The following is an 18,399-nucleotide window of genomic DNA, read 5'->3' as shown; positions in this document are numbered from 1 at the left end:
CCGGCGGGCGGCGGGACGAGCCGGTGACACCCGCCACAATGGACGGGTGCACGTGCCCCCCGACCCGAGCCCCGTCCCCCCGGCCACCGGCGAGCCTCCCCTCCCGGCCGCGTCAGGGCCCGTCGACCGGCACGCCCTCGTGCCGCCGCTCGGCGTCCGCGTCGCGGGCGACGGCGTGGACGTCGCCGTCCTCGCGTCGCACGCGACCGCCGTCGAGCTGTGCCTCGTGGACGTGGTCGACGCGTCGCTGCCCGACCACGACCCGGCCCGCTACCGCGAGCGCCGCGTCCCGCTCGCCGGGCCGGCGTACGGCGTCTGGCACGCCCACGTCCCCGGTATCCGGCCCGGGCAGCGCTACGGGTTCCGCGCGCACGGCCCGTGGGAACCCGCGGCCGGGCTGCGGCACAACCCCGCGAAGCTGCTCGTCGACCCGTACGCGCGCGGCCTCGTGGGCCAGCTGGTCGACGACCCGGCCATCCACGGCCAGGTCGGGAGCGACCCGTACGGCCCGGCGGACGCCCGCGACTCGCTGCCGTTCGTGCCGCACGCGGTGGTCGTCGCCGAGCCGACCGGGACCCTGGCGCCCCGGCCGCGCGTCCCGTGGCGTGACACGGTGGTCTACGAGGCGCACGTGCGGGGCCTCACGCAGCGGCTCGAGGCCCTGCCCGAGCACCTGCGCGGCACGTACGCGGGCGTCGCGCACCCGGTGACGATCGAGCACCTGCGGTCGCTCGGCGTGACGACGGTCGAGCTCCTCCCCGTGCACGCGAACGTGCCCGAGCCGCACCTCCTCGCGAGCGGCCGCACGAACTACTGGGGCTACTCGACGCTCGGGTTCTTCGCGCCCCACGCCGCGTACGCGACGCGCGCGGCCCGGGAGGCCGGGCCGGGCGCCGTCCTCGACGAGGTGCGCGGCATGGTCCACCTGCTGCACGAGGCGGGGATCGAGGTGCTGCTCGACGTCGTGCACAACCACACGTGCGAGGGCGGGGCCGACGGGTACCACCTGTCGTGGCGCGGCCTCGACAACGCCGGGTACTACCTGCACGACGGCGGCTCGCCCGCGCGCCTCGCCGACGTCACCGGGACGGGCAACTCGCTCGACTTCCGGCGCCCCGCGGTCGTGCGGGCCGCGCTGGACTCCCTGCGGTACTGGGCGGAGGTCGTGGGGGTCGACGGTTTCCGGTTCGACCTCGCGGTCACGCTCGGGCGCGGTACCGCCGGGTTCGACCCGGACCACCCGTTCCTCGTCGCGCTCCAGACCGACCCGGTGCTGTGCGGGCTCAAGCTCGTCGCGGAGCCGTGGGACGTGGGCCCGGGCGGCTGGCGGACCGGGCAGTTCCCGCCGCCGCTCGCCGAGTGGAACGACCGGTTCCGCGACGCGGCGCGCCAGTTCTGGCTCGCCGACGCACGTGAGGCGTCGCACGGGCGACCCGGCCACGGCGTGCGCGACCTCGCGACCCGGCTCGCGGGCTCGGCCGACCTGTTCGGCCACTCCGACCCGCCGCTGCTGCGCGGACCCGTCGCGTCGGTGAGCTACGTGACCGCGCACGACGGGTTCACGCTCGCCGACCTCGTCGCCTACGACCACAAGCACAACCTCGCGAACGGCGAGGACAACCGCGACGGCACGGACGACAACCGGTCCTGGAACCACGGGCTCGAGGGGCCGGTCGTCGCTCCGGACGCACGGGCGGGCGGTGGCGCCGGTCTCGACGCGCTCGGGCTCGGGGTCGAGATCGCGCCCCTGCGCCGCCGGTCGATCCGCAACCTCCTCGCGACGCTCGTCCTCGCCGCCGGCACCCCGATGCTCACCGCGGGCGACGAGATGGGGCGGACGCAGCGCGGCAACAACAACGCCTACGTGCAGGACGGCGAGACGTCCTGGGTGTCGTGGGACCTCTCGCCGTGGCGCAAGGACCTGCTCGCGACGGCGCGCTACCTGCTCGCCCTGCGCCGTGAGCACCCCGCCCTGCGCCCCGACACGTTCTTCACCGGCCGCCCCCGGCCCGACGCCGCGACGACCGGTGCCGGGGCACGGACCCCGGGGGGTGACGTGGGCGTACCCGACCTCGTGTGGTTCGACGCCGACGGCGAGCTCCTCGACCACTCCGCCTGGCACGACCCCGCCGTGCGGACGCTGCAGATGCTGCGGACCGCGCCCGAGCCCGGCGACGCCGACGTGCTCGTCGTCCTCGCCGGCGCCCTCGACCCCGTGGACGTCACGCTCCCGGGCGTGCGCGCGACCTCGGGCGGCGACCCCGAGCGCTGGGACCTCGCGTGGGACTCGGACTGGGAGCACCCCGAGGACCGGGACCGCGCGAACGGTGACGGTACCGCCCGCGCGGGCGACGTCGTCGGGCTCGAGGCCCTGAGCCTGCGCGTCTACGTCTGCACCCCGCCGAGGTAGAGGTTCGGTCGCACGAGGTAGAGGCGTGGTGGCACGAGGTAGAGGCGTGGTCACGCACGACTACCCGGGCCTGCCGGTGGCTGGACACGTGCTCTACTCTTCCCGCATGAGTGACAGCGCGGTCGACTCCTCCGTCAGCTCCCCCACGATCGAGAACCCCGAGGTCGTCGTCGTGGGGGCCGGGCTCGCCGGGCTCGTCGCGGCGACCGAGCTCACCGCGGCGGGACGTCGCGTCGTCCTGCTGGACCAGGAGCCCGCCGCGAGCCTCGGTGGGCAGGCGTGGTGGTCGTTCGGCGGCCTGTTCCTCGTCGGCTCGCCCGAGCAGCGGCGCATGGGCGTCACCGACTCCGCCGAGCTCGCGTTCGACGACTGGCTCGGGTCCGCACGGTTCGCGCCCGGCGCCGACCGCGGCGAAGGCCCCGACCGCCACGGGTACGCCTGGGCGCGAGGGTTCGTCGACTTCGCGGCGGGCGAGATGCGCGGCTGGCTGCACGACAAGGGCGTGCGGTGGTTCCCCCTCGTTCAATGGGCCGAGCGCGGCGGGTACCCGGTGACCTCGGGTGCCGACGGGACAGCCGCCGGCGGGCACGGAAACTCCGTCCCGCGCTTCCACGTCACGTGGGGCACCGGTCCCGCGATCCTCGAGCCGTTCGTGCGCGCAGCCCTCGACGCGCGCGCCGCCGGGCTGCTCGACCTGCGGTTCCGCCACCGCGTCACGTCGCTCGTCGTGACCGACGGCGCGGTGACGGGCGTGCGCGCGGAGGTCCTCGCGCCGTCGGACGTCGAGCGCGGGGCGCCGTCGTCGCGCGAGGTCGTCGGCGAGGTGGAGATCGCGGCGAGCGCCGTCGTCGTGACGTCGGGAGGGATCGGCGCGAACCACGAGCTCGTCCGCTCGCGGTGGCCGCAGACGGCGGGCCGGCTCCCCGCGCGCATGCTCTCCGGCGTCCCCGACTCGACCGACGGCCTCATGATCGGCGTCGCCGCCGACGCAGGCGCCGCGCTCGTGCACGAGGACCGCATGTGGCACTACCCCGAGGGCATCGCGAACCACTCCCCCGTGTGGACCGACCACGGCATCCGCATCCTGCCCGGCCCGAGCTCGCTGTGGCTCGGCGCCGACGGCAACCGGCTCCCCGCGCCGCTGTTCCCCGGCTTCGACGCGCTCGGCGCGCTCCAGCACGTCGCCGAGCGCGGCGACGACCACTCCTGGTTCGTGCTCAACAAGGCGATCATGGAGTCCGAGTTTGCGTTGTCCGGGTCGGAGCAGAACCCCGACCTCACCGGCAAGGACGTCAGGCTGCTCGCCCAGCGCGTCCTGCCGCGCGCCGTCGGCCCCGTCGCACGGTTCGCCGAGCAGTCGCCCGAGTTCGTGTGGGCCGACACGCCCGAGGAGCTCGCGGCCGGGATGAACGCGCTCGTGGACGCGACGCCGGGCTCGCGCGGGCACGTCGACGCCGACGCCCTCGCGCGCATCATCCACCTGCGCGACGAGCAGGTCCGCACCGGCCTCGGCAAGGACCCGCAGGTCGTCGCCACCGCGATGGCGCGGCGCTACCGCGTCGACCGGCTCATCCGCGTCTCGCCGCCGCGCCCCCTCACGACCCCCAAGGACGGGCCGCTGCTCGCCGTCCGCCTGTCCGTGCTCACGCGCAAGACGCTGGGCGGGCTGTGGACCGACACGTCCGCGCGCGTGCTGCGCCAGGACGGCTCCGTGCTCCCCGGGCTCTGGGCGGCGGGCGAGGCCGCCGGGTTCGGCGGCGGCGGCGTCCACGGCCACCGTGCGCTCGAGGGCACGTTCCTCGGCGGCTGCCTCTACTCCGGCCGCGTCGCGGGTCGGGCGCTCGCGGCGGAGCTGGGCTGACCCCGCGAGGTCGGGGCTCGGCCACGCGAGAGAGAGATCTGGTCCACCGAGGTAGAGACCTGGTCACGCGAGGTAGAGCCGTGGTCACCCGAGGTAGAGCCGTGGTCACCCGAGGTAGAGCCGTGGTCACCCGAGGTAGAGCCGTGGTCGCAGAGGACCGTCCGTCGGCGTCGGTCGCGCACGGTGCCGCGGCGGGTAGGGTCACCGAGCATGAGCGTGCACGACGACGCGTCCCGAACCGGGCGACCCGCCCCGGCCTCGGGCACGGGACCGGTCAGGCACGACGATCCGGCCGGTCCGGGTGTCGTCGAGCAGCCTGGCACGGACCCGGCGGCCGCACCCCCCGACGTCGCCGCGTGCGAGCGCGTCTTCCGCCGCAACGGGCTGCCGCTGCTGGTCGAGGGGCACTCACTCGACCGCGACGTGTTCGGTCGGTCGGCACCGTTCCTGCTCGTCGTGCTGCTCGCCGAGCTCACGGGTGCGGTCCGGGCCGGCTGGCCGGCATGGGCGAATGCGCTCGCGCTCGTGGGTGGCGCGGCGATCGTCGCTGCAGCGTACGCGGGACTCAACGTGTTGCGCGGTCGCCGCTGGTCGACGTTACCGCAGTCGGTAGGGCTTCCCGAGCTCGCGTTCTTCGTCCTCGTGCCCGCCCTGCTCCCGCTCGTGTTCGGCGGGCAGTGGGACGAGGCACTGCTCACGGTGGCGGGCAACCTGGTCCTGCTCGGGGCCGTACGCGTCGTGGTCGGGTACGGGGTGCTGTCGTCGCTGTGGTGGGGCCTCGCGCGGGTGGTCGACGAGCTGGGCGCGTCGCTCCTGCGCCTCGTGCGACTGCTGCCACTGCTGCTCGTCTTCTCGCTCGTGCTGTTCTACAACGCTGAGGTGTGGCAGGTCTTCGACCGCACCCACGGCGTCGCGGACATCGTGCTCGGTGCGTTCTTCGCCCTGCTCGTCGTGGTCTTCGTCGGCCTGCGCGTGCCTGGGGAGGCGCGCGAGGCGCTCGCGGAGACCGTCGCCGGCATGCCGGAGCACGAGCGCGCCGCCCGCTTCACCCCGCGGCAACGAGCGAACCTCGCCGCGATGATCGCGACGAGCCAGCTGCTCCAGGTGCTCGTCGTGAGCCTCGGGATGGGCTTGTTCTTCATGGCGCTCGGCACGCTCACCGTGACGCCGGAGGTCATGGCGCTCTGGGAGGTCGACGGCGGCACGTGGGAGCGTACGTTCTCGCTCGCGGGCGGGGGTGGCGTCGGCGGCGCAGACCTCGTCGTCACTCAGACCCTCCTGCGCGTCTCGGTCGCGATCGCGACGTTCACCGGTCTGTACTACGCGATATCCGTCCAGGTCGACGCCGTCTACCGCGAGGAGTTCGTCGACGGGATCCAGGCTCAGCTCGCCGACGTCGTCCGCACCCGCACCCGCTACCTCGACCTCCTCGACACCGCCCCCGAGCGCAGCATGTCCCCGGCGCGGTAGAGCTGCCGCCCGCCGAGGTAGAGGCCCGGTAGGCCGAGGTAGAGGCCCGGTCACGACCAGGGCTCTACCTCGGCCGACCACGGCTCTACCTCGGCCGACCACGGCTCTACCTCGGCAAGGACGACTGTCGGCGAGAGGCACGACGGCGCAGAGCGAGGCGGCGGGCCTCCGCGAGCCGGCACCCGACCGCCACCGGGTCGCCCAGGTCCTCCCACGTGAACCGGACGACCGTCCAGCCCGCGGCCACGAGCGCTGCCTCGCGGACGTCCTGGGCACGCCGGACGTCCTCCGGGTCCCCGTACGCCCCGCCGGAGTACTTCACGGCTCCGTCGAACTCGATCACCACCCGGGCGTCGAGCCAGGCCAGGTCGACGTCGTACGTCCCACGCGCCGTCGTGACCGGTACCTGCGGGGTCGGCGCAGGCAGACCGCCCAGCACGGCCGCGAGCCGCACGAGCGTCTCCCCCGGCGACTCGGACCTCGGGTCCGCGAGCTCCAGGGCGCGGCGGGCGCGCACGACCCCACGCTTTCCCCGCGACTCCTCGACGATCGAGTCGACGAGCCGTCGGTCCGCCCCCATGCGGAAGGCGGAGTCGACGACGACCAGGCTGCGCTCGAGCGGCAGCGACCGTGCACAGTCGACCAGCGTGCGCTCGAGGCTCGTCACGGGGACGCCGTCGAGCTCCGCGCGATCGCGGACCGGGAGGTCCGTCCAGTGCCGCCGCACCACGGCGTCGCGCTCGCGCTCCACGTTCGGGTGGCCGAGCTGCGTCAGGTGCGCGAACGGCGGAAGCCGCCAGGTCCAGCATCCCCAGAGCAGCGCCGCGGTGTCGTGGCTCACCCAGAACGGGGTGCTGAGCCGATCGACGAGCCCGCGGACCTGTCCGAGCAGCCACTCCTCCCGCGCAGAGGCCGCGACGTGCGGCGAGGGGAGGTAGACACCACGCCGCACCCGGACAAGCTCACCGTCCCGTGCTCGGGCCGCCAGCTCGGCACGCCGCCGTCGTGCGTACGGCACGGCCACGGGGACATGCCGCGGGCCGGTCGTGTCCGCGGTGTAGCGACCGGGCGGCCGCACGGTCGCCGGTGCGCTCGCCGGGCGGCGTCGAGCCACGGGGCCGAGGTCCGTCGGGGAGGTCTGCGTCGTCTCGTCCATCGGACCAGCGTGCCGGGATCGAAGACGTCGTGGGCGCGCGCCCGGACATCTGTGGAAAAGCATGCGCCGCGCGGGTCCCCACGCCCACGTTCCGCCGTCGTGCATGATCTCGGCAGCGAAGCACGGGAGGGCCCCACCGACGACGGGGCCCTCCCGCCGCGCGACGACGCCTCTACCTCACGGACCACGCCTCTACCTCGCGAGACCAGACCTCTACCTCGCGTGACCAGGCCTCTACCTCGCGAGACCAGACCTCTACCTCGGCGGGCGTCGCGTCAGGCGTTGGCGACGAGGCCGAGCTCGGCGACGCTGGGGAGGCCGGTGTGCGTCGGGACGACGCGCACCGTGTACCCGAACGGGCCGGAGGCGTCGAGCACGACGTCGCCCGCGAACGCGTAGCGGCCGGCCTCGTACGTCTCGGCGAGCGCGAGCGGCTCGGCGGTGAACTCCTCGATGACGTCGGCCTCGCTCACGCGGCCGTGCACGACCTGCACCTGCACGTCCTCGGGGCGCAGGTCGCCGAGCGACACGTACGCGCGCACGGTGAGCCGGTCCCCCACCTGCGGCACCTCGCCGATCCCGGACGAGTCGACGTGGTCGACGCGTACTCGCGACCACCCGGACCGCACGGACTCCTTCCAGTGCGCGAGCTCGCGCGCCGGAGCGAGCCCGTCGGCGGCCAGCGTCCGCCCGGCCGCGGCGGCCGGCGCGTACAGGCGTGTCACGTACTCGCCGACCATCCGCGTCGCCTGGACCTTGGGCCCGAGCGTCGCGAGCGTGTGGCGCACCATCTGGAGCCATCGGCCGGGCACGCCGTCCGTGTCGCGGTCGTAGAAGCGGGGCGCGACCTGCTGCTCGACGAGGTCGTAGAGCGCCGCGGCCTCGAGGTCGTCGCGACGGTCGGCGTCCTCCACACCGTCGGCGGTCGGGATGGCCCAGCCGTTCTCGCCGTCGTACCACTCGTCCCACCACCCGTCGAGGATCGACAGGTTGAGACCGCCGTTGAGCGCCGACTTCATGCCCGACGTCCCGGACGCCTCGAGCGGGCGCAGCGGGTTGTTGAGCCACACGTCGCAGCCCGGGTAGAGCGACTGCGCCATGGCGATGTCGTAGTTGGGCAGGAAGACGATGCGGTGGCGCACCTCGGGGTCGTCGGTGAAGCGCACGAGCTGTTGGATGAGCCGCTTGCCCTGGTCGTCGGCGGGGTGCGACTTGCCGGCCACGACGAGCTGCACGGGACGCTCGGGGTGCAGCAGCAGCGCCTTGAGCCGCTCGGGGTCGCGCAGCATGAGCGTGAGCCGCTTGTAGGTGGGCACGCGGCGCGCGAACCCGATGGTGAGGACGTCGGGCGACAGGACGTCGTCGACCCAGCCGAGCTCGGCCGGGGTCGCGCCGCGCTCGCGCCACGACTTGCGCACGCGACGGCGTGCCTCGTCGACGAGGCGACCGCGCATCTCGCGGCGGACCGCCCACAGCTCGCCGTCGCTCACGCCGCCGTCCCCGGCACCGCGCAGCCAGCCTGACGACGCGGCGTCGGCCGTGAGCTCGTCGAGCCCGAGCCGGTCGGCCTCGAGAGCCGCGAACACCGGGTCCACCCACGTGGGCGAGTGCACGCCGTTCGTCACGGACGTGATGGGGACCTCGCGCGCGTCGAAGCCCGGCCACAGCCCTTCGAACATGCCGCGCGAGACCTCGCCGTGCAGCAGCGAGACGCCGTTGGCGCGGCCGCCCAGGCGCAGGCCCATGACGGCCATGTTGAAGACGGTCGGGTCGCCGCCGTCGTAGTCCTCCGCGCCGAGCGCGAGGACGCGCTCGACCGGGAGCCCGTCGACGGCCATGTCGCCGCCGAAGTACTGCGTGACGAGGTCGCGCCCGAACCGGTCGATGCCGGCCGGGACGGGCGTGTGGGTCGTGAAGACGGTCGCGGCGCGCACCGCCTCGAGCGCCTCGTCGAACGTGAGGCCCTGCTCCACGAGCTCGCGGATGCGCTCGACGCCGAGGAACCCGGCGTGGCCCTCGTTGGTGTGGTAGACCTCCGGCTCCGGGGCGCCCGTGAGGCGCGACCACAGGCGCAGCGCGCGCACGCCGCCCACGCCGAGCAGGAGCTCCTGCTGGAGGCGGTGCTCGCCGCCGCCGCCGTAGAGGCGGTCGGTCACCTTGCGCGCGGCCTCGTCGTTGCCGGGCACGTTCGAGTCGAGCAGCAGCAGGGGCACGCGCCCGACGGCCGCCACCCACACGTGCGCGTGCAGCGCGCGCCCGCCCGGGAGGGCGAGGGACACCCGCGCGGGGGTGCCGTCGTCGTCGCGCAGGAGGGTCAGCGGGAGGCCGTCCGGGTCGAGGAGCGGGTACGTCTCGACCTGCCAGCCGTCGCGCGTGAGGGACTGCTTGAAGTACCCGGCGCCGTACAGGAGCCCGACGCCGACGATCGGCACGCCGAGGTCGCTCGCGCTCTTGAGGTGGTCGCCCGCGAGGATGCCGAGGCCGCCGGAGTACTGCGGCAGCACCGACGTGATGCCGAACTCGGGCGAGAAGTACGCGATCGCGGCCGGGAGCGCGCCGCTCTCCTCGTCGGCCGCCCCCGCCCGCTGCTGGTACCACAGCGCGTCGTCGAGGTAGTGGCGCAGGTCGGCTGCCGCCGCGCGCACGCGCTCGACGAACGCGCCGTCGGCCGCGAGCTCCGCGAGGCGCTCCGGGCCGAGCGCGCCCAGCAGCGCGACGGGGTCGCCGTGCGCCGACGCCCACGCCTCGGGGTCGATGCCGGCGAACAGGTCGCGGGTCGGGGCGTGCCAGGACCAGCGCAGGTTGTGGGCCAGCTCGTCCAGGTCGCGCAGCTCGGCGGGCAGCAGGGTGCGGACGGTGAACCGTCGGATCGCTCTCACGGGGACGAGACTACGGGGGCGCGGGCCGCTGCACACCCTCGCGCCGCCATCCGTACGTAACGCTTGCATGAAGTTTCACCCGCGCGCGGCGCCGCCCGTGGGCACGGACGCGCGGCGCGCCGACCCCGCTCCCAGGTGCCCGCCCCCCACGGGCCTCGATACGTTGTGCGTGTGACGTCGACCTCTCCGGCCCCCGCGCCGCACCGCACCCCCGCGACCACCCCCCGTCCTGCCCCGTCCACCCCGATCGGCCGCATCCCCGTGCTCGACGTGGCCCCCGTCGTCGAGGGCGGCCGCTGGCCCGCGAAGGCCGTCGTCGGCGAGATGGTGCCGGTCGAGGCGACCGTCTTCCGCGAGGGGCACGACGCCGTCGCCGCGACCGCCGTCCTCGTCGCCCCCGACGGGGCCGAGCGCACCGCGCGCATGGTGGACGTCGCGCCCGGCCTCGACCGGTTCCGCGCCACGCTGCACCCCGACGCGGTCGGCGACTGGTCGCTGCGCGTCGAGGCGTGGAGCGACCCGTACGGCACGTGGGCGCACGACGCAGCCGTGAAGATCGCCGCGGGCGTCGACGTCGACCTCATGCTCGCCGAGGGGGTACGCCTCTTCGACCGCGTCCTCGTCGACGCCGTCCCCCTCCCGGGCACGGACGGCACCCCGGGCACCCGCTCCCCCGAGGACGCGCGCACGCTCGCCGACGCGGCCGCCGCGCTCGCCGACGCGAGCCGCCCCGCGCAGGCCCGCCTCGCCGCCGCGACGTCGCCCGAGGTGCGCGACGTCCTCGACCGCGCGCCCCTGCGCGACCACGTGACGGCGTCGGCCACGTACGACCTGCGCGTCGAGCGCCCGCTGGCGCTCGCCGGCGCGTGGTACGAGATGTTCCCCCGCTCGGAGGGCGCGCGCCGGCTCAAGGACGGGCGCTGGCGCTCCGGGACGTTCACGGCCGCGGCCCGCCGCCTGCCGGCGATCGCCGCGATGGGCTTCGACGTCGTCTACCTCACGCCCGTGCACCCCATCGGCACGACCCACCGCAAGGGCCGCAACAACTCGCTCACCGCGCTCCCGGGCGACCCCGGCAGCCCGTACGCGATCGGCTCGAAGGACGGCGGCCACGACGCGATCCACCCCGAGCTCGGGAGCGACCGCACGTTCCGCGCGTTCGTCAAGGAGGCCCGGCGCCACGGTCTGGAGGTCGCGATCGACCTCGCGCTCCAGTGCTCGCCCGACCACCCCTGGGTCGCCGAGCACCCCGAGTGGTTCACGACGCGCGCCGACGGCTCGATCGCGTACGCGGAGAACCCGCCCAAGAAGTACCAGGACATCTACCCGCTCAACTTCGACAACGACCCCGAGGGCATCTACGCCGAGGTGCTGCGCGTCGTGCGCGTGTGGATCGACCGGGGCGTCACGGCGTTCCGCGTCGACAACCCGCACACCAAGCCGCTCGACTTCTGGGAGTGGCTGCTCGCCGAGGTGCGCGCGACGAACCCCGAGGTCGTGTTCCTCTCGGAGGCGTTCACCAAGCCCGCGATGATGCACACGCTCGCACGCATCGGGTTCCACCAGTCGTACACGTACTTCACGTGGCGCAACACGCGCGACGAGCTCGCCGAGTACCTCGAGGAGGTCTCGGGCGAGGCGGGCGCGTACATGCGGCCGAGCTTCTGGCCGACGACGCACGACATCCTCCCGCCGTACCTCCAGCACGGCGGCGTGGCCGGTTTCGCGGTGCGCGCGGTGCTCGCCGCGACCGGGTCGCCCACGTGGGGGATCTACTCCGGCTACGAGCTCGTGGAGAACGTGCCGCGCCCGGGCGTCGAGGAGCAGATCGACAACGAGAAGTACGAGTACAAGCCGCGCGACTGGGCGCTCGCCGAGGAGATCGGGATCTCGACGCTGCTCACGCGGCTCAACGAGGTCCGTCGCGACCACCCCGCGCTGCGCCAGCTCCGCAACCTCACCGTCCACCCGACGACGAACGACCAGGTCCTCGCCTTCTCGCGGCACCTGCCCGCCGAGCACTCCCCGACGGGCGAGGCGGACACCGTCGTCGTCGTCGTGAACCTCGACCCCCACTCCCCGCAGGAGTCGAACGTGCACCTCGACCTCGCGGCCCTCGGGCTGCCACCGCTCGCGGACGGCCAGGACCCGTGGGCGCCGTCGTTCGTCGCGCACGACGAGCTCTCCGGCGAGAGCTACGGCTGGGGCCAGGACGTCTACGTGCGGCTCGAGCCGATGCGCCAGGTCGCGCACGTGGTGCACGTGAGGCCCGCATGACGTTCCCCCGCGACGCGTCACCGGTCCCCGTACGCGGTCCCGCCGCCGGCCCCGCCCCCGTGCCGCCCATCACCGCGCCGGTCCCCGTCGCGGCACTCCCGCCGCGCCGCCAGCCGACCGCGCCCGTCGACGCGCGCCCCGGCCTGTCGGACGACCCGGACTGGTACCGCACGGCCGTGTTCTACGAGGTGATCGTCCGCGCGTTCTCCGACTCCGACGGCAGCGGGACGGGCGACCTGCGCGGCCTCATCGACCGCCTCGACTACCTCCAGTGGCTCGGGATCGACGCGCTGTGGCTGCCGCCGTTCTACCCGTCCCCCCTGCGCGACGGCGGCTACGACGTCTCCGACTACACGGCGATCGCGCCGCAGTACGGCTCGACGTCCGACTTCGCGGAGCTCGTGAGCGAGGCGCACGCGCGAGGCATGCGCGTCGTCATCGACCTCGTCATGAACCACACGAGCGACCAGCACCCGTGGTTCCAGGCGTCGCGCGCCGACCCCGAGGGCCCGTACGGCGACTTCTACGTGTGGAGCGACGACGACACGCGCTACCAGGACGCGCGCATCATCTTCGTCGACACCGAGACGTCCAACTGGACGTTCGACCCCGTGCGCCGCCAGTTCTTCTGGCACCGGTTCTTCTCCCACCAGCCCGACCTCAACTTCGAGAACCCGCGCGTCGCGGACGCGATGCTCGACGTCGCGCGGTTCTGGCTCCAGATGGGCGTCGACGGGTTCCGGCTCGACGCGGTGCCCTACCTCTACGAGGCCGAGGGCACCAACTGCGAGAACCTGCCGCAGACGCACGAGTTCCTGCGGCGCGTGCGGCGCATGGTCGACGCCGAGTTCCCCGGGCGCATCCTGCTCGCCGAGGCGAACCAGTGGCCGCGCGAGGTCGTGGACTACTTCGGCACCGAGGACGAGCCCGAGTGCCACATGTGCTTCCACTTCCCCGTGATGCCCCGCATCTACTACGCGATACGGGACCAGCGCGCCAACCAGGTCCTCGAGATCCTCGCCGACACGCCCGACATCCCGGCCGGCGCCCAGTGGAGCACGTTCCTGCGCAACCACGACGAGCTCACGCTCGAGATGGTCTCCACCGAGGAGCGTGCCTCCATGTACGGGTGGTACGCGCCCGACCCGCGCATGCGCGCGAACGTCGGCATCCGCCGTCGGCTCGCGCCGCTGCTCGACAACTCGCGCAAGGAGGTCGAGCTCGCGCACGCGCTCCTGCTCTCCCTGCCGGGCAGCCCGTGCCTGTACTACGGCGACGAGATCGGGATGGGCGACAACATCTGGCTGCCCGATCGCGACGCCGTCCGCACGCCCATGCAGTGGACGCCGGACCGCAACGCCGGGTTCTCGACCGCCGACCCCGGCAAGGTGTACCTGCCGCTCGTGCAGTCGCTCGTGCACCACTACGGCTACGTCAACGTCGAGGCGCAGCTCGAGCAGTCGACGTCCCTGCTGCACTGGGTGCACGGGATGCTCAAGGTCCGGCGGCGGCACAAGGCGTTCGGCACGGGCGACTTCGTCGCGCTCGAGTGCGACAACGAGTCGATCCTCGCGTTCCTGCGTCGCACGCCGAGCGAGACGATCCTGTGCGTCGCAAACCTGTCCGCGACCGCGCGATCGGCCGCGGTGCACCTGCCCGGCCACGCCGGGGCGACGCTCACCGACGTGTTCGGCGGCGCGCACTTCCCGGCCGTCGGCGACGACGAGCGCGTCGTCATGACGTGGGGGTCGCGCGACTTCTACTGGCTCGTCGTCGGACACGCCGGCGCCTGACCGGGTCCGTCCCCTCCCACCCTCGTGCGGCGTGTTCGACGCTCGCGTGATGGCATGAAGGCGACCTGGACCTGGGAGGCACGTGTGACGGTACGGCGGACGGACCCGCCCTCGACAGAGCTCATGGAGCTCTTGGACGCCTGGCTGCCCGCGCGGCGGTGGTACCCCGTGAAGGGGGTCGCCGTGCGCCACGTGCCGTGGTTGTCCTTCGCACTCGACGTCCCGGCGTCCGCGGCGGCGCCCGGTCGGCCCGACGGCGCGTGGCCGGGGACGCGGGTCGAGCTCCACCTGCTGCGGCTCGTCGGGGAGGACGTGGACCTCGTCGTGCAGGTGCCCCTCGTGCTCGAGCCGGCGACCCCGCCGGCCGGCGCGGCCCCGGACGGGGCGGCGCCGATCGGGACGCTCGCCCCGGGCGGCGCCGACGACGCCGCATGGGTCGTGCACGACGGCGCCGCGCACCCCGCGTGCTGGGCGGCCCTCCTGGCCGTGGCGGAGTGGGAGAGCCGCGGCACAGGACCGGACGGGGCGAGTCCCCGCGGCGGAGGCCCCGACGCCGCCACCGACCTCACCGGTGGACGCGCGTTGAGCGTCGAGCAGTCGAACAGCTCGGTGCTCCTGCCGCGGGTCGCCGGCGGGAGCATGCTCAAAATCCTGCGCGCCATCGCGATCGGACCCAACCCCGACGTCACCATCCCCCGCGCTCTGGCGGCCCAGGGCTGGGCCGGGGTGCCCCGACCGCTCGCGTGGCTCGAGGTGCGGTGGGACGCGGCGGACGACCCGGCCGCCGTCGACCCGGGCGCGGAGGCGCCCCGCTCCGCGCACCTGGCGGTCCTCAGCGAGTTCGTCGAGGGCGCGCGCGACGGCTTCGACCTCGCCTGCTCCTACGCGGGGCAGGACGCCTCGTTCGCCGACCTCGCCGCCGACCTGGGACGCGTGCTCGCCGACCTGCACGGCGCGCTCCGCCGCGCGTTCGGCGTCGGCTCGCCCGTCGACGCGCGCTGGCTCGTCGCGGACCTGCGACGGCGCGCGGACGAGGCCGTCGCGTCCTCCAACGCGCTCGGGCGGCGCGCGGCGGACGTCACCGCCTTCTGGGACCGCACGTCCGCCCGGCTCGCGAGCGTCACGCGCGTCCCCGACGCGCTCCCCCGTCTCCAGACCGTCCACGGCGACCTGCACCTGGGTCAGGTGCTGCACGCGCGCCGGTTCGGCTGGAAGGTGCTCGACTTCGAGGGCGAGCCCCTGCGGCCCGTCGCGGAGCGCACGCGCCCTGACCTCGCGCTGCGCGACGTGGCCGGGATCGTGCGGTCGTTCGACTACGCCGCCGCCGTCGGGCGCGCGCGCGACGCCGCGTGGGCCGTCCAGGCACGCACCGCGTTCCTCGACGCCTACGGCCGGGCGGACACGGCCGGCGTCGACCGCGCGACGTCCGAGGTGCTCGTGCGGGCGCTCACGCTCGACAAGGCGCTCTACGAGGTCGTGTACGAGTCGCGCAACCGGCCGGACTGGGAGCCCATCCCGCTCGCCGCCGTGGACCGCCTGCTCGCGGGGAACGCCTGACCCGTCCGCGAGGACGGCGCGGTCCCCGCGAGGTCGGCGCCGGGTACGGCGAGGTGGAGGCGCGGACCGACCACACCTCCACCTGGCGGACCCGGCTTCCTAGCTCGCCGAGCAGTCGACGACCGGTGCCAGCACCGGAGCATCACCGCGGCCGGAGAAGCCGTAGGTGATGGTCCCTCCGGCCGGCACGTGCGCGTTCCAGGACTCGGCGGCGACCGTCGCGGTCCCACCGTCCACGGAGAGCGCCCCGTGCCAGGTCTGCACGAGCTCGCTGCCCGCGGGCACGCCCCACGAGGTGGTCCACGTCGAGACGGGCTCGCCGTCGAACTCCACCCGCACCTGGCCCTGGTAGCCACCCGGCCACCGGTACTGAACCTCCAGCTCGGCCGAGCATCCGTCCGTGCGGCTCGCGAAGACCGATGCCTCGTGCGACGTCTCGGCGATGCCGTCCGGGCCGGAGACCAGGCGCTCGCCCCAGAGGGACGGAGAGGCCGGGTCGAAACCTTGGACGAGGTCCAGGTCCTCCACGCCACCGCTGTTGCCGCTCCAGGACCACCCGAACCACCCGAGGCCGAGGCGCCGCGACTCGGCGAGGATGGTGTCCTCGTCGACGTCGTTGCCGTGGTGCGCCGGACCGAACTCGCCGACGATCAGCGGCAGTCCGGCGTCGACGAAGTGCTCCAGGTAGTCCGTGACCACCGCGCCGTCGCCGTACACCTCGTACATGTGGACGGAGAACACGACGTTCGCGTCGGGGTCGGCGTCGAACACCTGCTGCGCCTGGGAGTACATCGTCCGCGACCAGTCCTGGCCCCAGTTCGGGGCGTCGACGACGATCGTGTGCTCGTACCCGATGTCGCGCAGTCGCTGGACCGCGGCCGACGTCTGCGCCGCCCACTCGTCCGCGATCGGACCGTTGCCGATCGGCTCGTTGCCGATGTTGACGAGGATCCTGTCCTCCGTCCCGGCGAGGGTCGGGTACAGGTCCTCCCAGTAGTCGACCGCGCGGTCGAGCGACACCGCGGCGGGCGCGTACTCGTCCCCGTAGCCCGTCGTGTCGTGCACCTCCAGGGCGCACACCAACCGGTTCACGTCGCACTCGCGGACGACGCGCGCGACGTCCGCCGGGTCGTTGCGGGTCCACTGGTCCCCGCTCGACAGGACGACGCGCACCGCGTTGGCACCTGTGCCCTTGATGTCCTCGAACGACTGGAGCTCGTGGGTGTACCAGGTGTGGGCGTGGTTGATCCCGCGGAGGACGAGGTCGCTCCCGTCCGCCTCGACGAGCCGACCGTCGACGACGTGCAGACCGTCCGTGGTCGCCTCGTCGGCGGCTGCCGGAGCGGCGAGCGCGAGCGCTCCCGACCCGGCGAGGGCGAGCGCAGCGACGTACGCCGGGACCGACATCGCACGGGTACGGAGCTGGAGCTGTCGTGTGCTGTTCTTACTCATCGAACTCCTTCGTTCTGCGCTCGCGCACGAGCGCGCTCACCATCCGCCATCGGATGGACTCTCAAGTGAACCGCTTCATGCGCGTGACACGCTGCGGCGGACCGGCTCAGCGGTCGGCGGACGAGCCGCGCACGACGCACGAGGCGCTGCTCTCCCAGCCCCACCCGTCCCCGTCCGGGTCCGACGACGCGCTCGCGCAGTACGGGTACCCGTTCGGCGCCGTGCTCCCGCCCCCGGAACCACCACCGGAACCCGTGTCCGCGGAGGAGCCGCGCACGACGCACGACGCGCTGCTCTCCCAGCCCCACCCGTCCCCGTCCGGGTCCGACGACGCGCTCGCGCAGTACGGGTACCCGTTGGGCGCCGTGCTGGCTCCGTCGTCGCCCCCACCGCCACCGTCGTCCCCGTACACGGAGGCCACGGGCGCGTTGCGGACCTGGAGCCCGTCGGCGCCGCGGACGAACCGTTCCCCCCACGGCGTGAGCGAGCTCGCGGAGAACCCGTTCACCATGTCGAGATACTCGACGCCGCTGCCGTTGCCGGACCACGACCAGCCGAGCATCCCGATCCCCTGGGACCGCGTGTAGCTCATGATCGTGGCCTCGTCCGGGTTCCCGTCCGAGTGGTTGTCACCGAACTCGCCGACCATGATCGGCAGCCCTCGGCTCGTGAAGGAGTCGAGGTACGCGCGCACCTCCGCCCCCGTGTCGAAGACGCCGTACATGTGGACGGAGAAGACCACGTTCCCGTCCGAGGCCGCGACCGCCGGGGCGTTGTCGCGCATGGTGAAGGACCAGTCCTGCCCCCAGTTCGGGGCGTCCACGACGAGCGTGTGCGCGAGGCCCGCCCCGCGCAGGGTCTGGATCGCCGCGATCGTGTCGGTCGTCCAGTCCTGGAAGCCGGAGTTGCCGAAGGGCTCGTTCCCGATGTTGATCATCACGTACCGCTCCTGGCCGCGCAGGACCGACGCGATGCTGGTCCAGTACTGCGCCGCGCTCGCGAGCGACCGGGCACTGCCGTCCTCGCCGTAGCCGGTCGTGTCGTGGTTCTCGAGGACGCACACGAGCTGGTTCTGCTTGCAGCGCTCGATGACGGCGCTCACGTCGGACGCCGAGCTCGTCCCGTACCGGCCGCCCGAGAGCACGACGCGCACGGTGTTCGCGCCGGCGGCGCGGATGTCGGCGAAGGACTGCGTCTGCGACGGGTACCAAGCGTGCGCGTGGTTGACGCCGACCGGCACGAACCGGTTGCCGTTCGCGTCGTAGATCTTCCCGCCCTGGACGGAGAACCCGTCGCTCGCGGCGCTCGCCCCCTGGGCGAGCGCCGGCACGGCGAGCAGGGCGAGCACCACGCTCAGGGCGATGGCCAACAGTCGTCTCATCGATCTTCCTCCCGATCCGGGCGTCGTCGCCCGGTCTGCTCGGTGGACGTCGTCGTCGGGCCCTTCCGCAAGCCCTCATCCGGCCCGTCGTGGCCCGATGACACCGTCTGCGCTTAAGCGCTTCATATCGAAGGTAGTGCATCCCCGAAGAGAATTCCAGGGT

10 protein-coding genes are annotated in these 18,399 nt (G+C 73.8%); 6 read left to right on the top strand and 4 right to left on the bottom strand.

What is annotated here, in order from left to right; genetic code table 11:
- Positions 1-46 precede the first annotated feature (46 nt).
- From glgX to CCE02nite_RS09325, 3 genes are all read left to right on the top strand, one after another.
- Positions 47-2,410: a glycogen debranching protein GlgX gene (glgX, locus tag CCE02nite_RS09335; RefSeq protein WP_371861907.1), complete on the top strand. Its 2,364-nt coding sequence runs from the start codon at positions 47-49 to the stop codon at positions 2,408-2,410.
- A gap of 106 nt (positions 2,411-2,516) precedes the next feature.
- Entirely contained in the window at positions 2,517-4,271 is a 1,755-nt protein-coding gene (locus CCE02nite_RS09330) for an FAD-binding dehydrogenase (RefSeq protein WP_141389364.1), read from the top strand.
- A 210-nt stretch (positions 4,272-4,481) separates the two neighbouring features.
- A complete protein-coding gene (locus tag CCE02nite_RS09325; protein ID WP_141389363.1) occupies positions 4,482-5,741 on the top strand; it encodes a hypothetical protein in 1,260 nt (419 codons plus the stop codon).
- A gap of 106 nt (positions 5,742-5,847) precedes the next feature.
- Here the strand turns inward: CCE02nite_RS09325 and CCE02nite_RS09320 are convergent, their stop codons facing one another.
- Positions 5,848-6,897 (bottom strand): type IV toxin-antitoxin system AbiEi family antitoxin, encoded by a 1,050-nt coding sequence (locus CCE02nite_RS09320; RefSeq protein WP_141389362.1) that lies wholly within the window; start codon positions 6,895-6,897, stop codon positions 5,848-5,850.
- Positions 6,898-7,172: 275 nt separating this feature from the next.
- A complete protein-coding gene (gene glgP / locus CCE02nite_RS09315) occupies positions 7,173-9,776 on the bottom strand; it encodes an alpha-glucan family phosphorylase (RefSeq protein ID WP_141389361.1) in 2,604 nt (867 codons plus the stop codon).
- A gap of 171 nt (positions 9,777-9,947) precedes the next feature.
- Here glgP and CCE02nite_RS09310 point away from each other — a divergent pair, with 171 nt between their 5' ends.
- The 3 genes from CCE02nite_RS09310 (at position 9,948) to CCE02nite_RS09300 (ending at position 15,403) form a co-directional block, all read left to right on the top strand.
- Positions 9,948-12,053 carry an alpha-1,4-glucan--maltose-1-phosphate maltosyltransferase gene (locus CCE02nite_RS09310; protein WP_170227265.1) on the top strand — a complete coding sequence of 702 codons (2,106 nt, stop codon included), beginning with the start codon at positions 9,948-9,950 and terminating at the stop codon, positions 12,051-12,053.
- On the top strand, positions 12,050-13,846 hold the full coding sequence (gene treS / locus CCE02nite_RS09305; RefSeq protein ID WP_141389359.1) for a maltose alpha-D-glucosyltransferase: 1,797 nt from the start codon (positions 12,050-12,052) through the stop codon (positions 13,844-13,846). The genes CCE02nite_RS09310 and treS overlap by 4 nt, the downstream gene beginning before the upstream one ends.
- 123 nt (positions 13,847-13,969) lie before the next feature.
- Positions 13,970-15,403, top strand: a complete 1,434-nt coding sequence (locus CCE02nite_RS09300; RefSeq protein ID WP_141389358.1) for an aminoglycoside phosphotransferase — start codon at positions 13,970-13,972, stop codon at positions 15,401-15,403.
- Positions 15,404-15,502: 99 nt separating this feature from the next.
- Here the strand turns inward: CCE02nite_RS09300 and CCE02nite_RS09295 are convergent, their stop codons facing one another.
- Both CCE02nite_RS09295 and CCE02nite_RS09290 read right to left on the bottom strand, forming a co-directional pair.
- Positions 15,503-16,855: a cellulase family glycosylhydrolase gene (locus CCE02nite_RS09295; RefSeq protein ID WP_255318755.1), complete on the bottom strand. Its 1,353-nt coding sequence runs from the start codon at positions 16,853-16,855 to the stop codon at positions 15,503-15,505.
- A gap of 106 nt (positions 16,856-16,961) precedes the next feature.
- Positions 16,962-18,236, bottom strand: coding sequence for a cellulase family glycosylhydrolase (locus CCE02nite_RS09290; RefSeq protein ID WP_141389357.1), 1,275 nt, complete (start codon positions 18,234-18,236; stop codon positions 16,962-16,964).
- Positions 18,237-18,399 lie beyond the last annotated feature (163 nt).

The sequence above is a fragment of the Cellulosimicrobium cellulans genome, assembly GCF_006539945.1.
Taxonomy (GTDB): domain Bacteria; phylum Actinomycetota; class Actinomycetes; order Actinomycetales; family Cellulomonadaceae; genus Cellulosimicrobium; species Cellulosimicrobium cellulans.
Note: the sequence above shows the minus strand (reverse complement) of the source record. Positions and strands in the feature narration are given on the sequence as shown.

Bases quoted from the DNA above. Each gene is read 5' to 3' on its own strand.
- CCE02nite_RS09295 (WP_255318755.1), bottom strand. From the start codon at position 16,855: ATGAGTAAGAACAGCACACGACAGCTCCAGCTCCGTACCCGTGCGATG.
- CCE02nite_RS09325 (WP_141389363.1), top strand. From the start codon at position 4,482: ATGAGCGTGCACGACGACGCGTCCCGAACCGGGCGACCCGCCCCGGCC.
- CCE02nite_RS09320 (WP_141389362.1), bottom strand. From the start codon at position 6,897: ATGGACGAGACGACGCAGACCTCCCCGACGGACCTCGGCCCCGTGGCT.
- CCE02nite_RS09300 (WP_141389358.1), top strand. From the start codon at position 13,970: ATGGAGCTCTTGGACGCCTGGCTGCCCGCGCGGCGGTGGTACCCCGTG.
- treS (WP_141389359.1), top strand. From the start codon at position 12,050: ATGACGTTCCCCCGCGACGCGTCACCGGTCCCCGTACGCGGTCCCGCC.
- CCE02nite_RS09330 (WP_141389364.1), top strand. From the start codon at position 2,517: ATGAGTGACAGCGCGGTCGACTCCTCCGTCAGCTCCCCCACGATCGAG.
- CCE02nite_RS09290 (WP_141389357.1), bottom strand. From the start codon at position 18,236: ATGAGACGACTGTTGGCCATCGCCCTGAGCGTGGTGCTCGCCCTGCTC.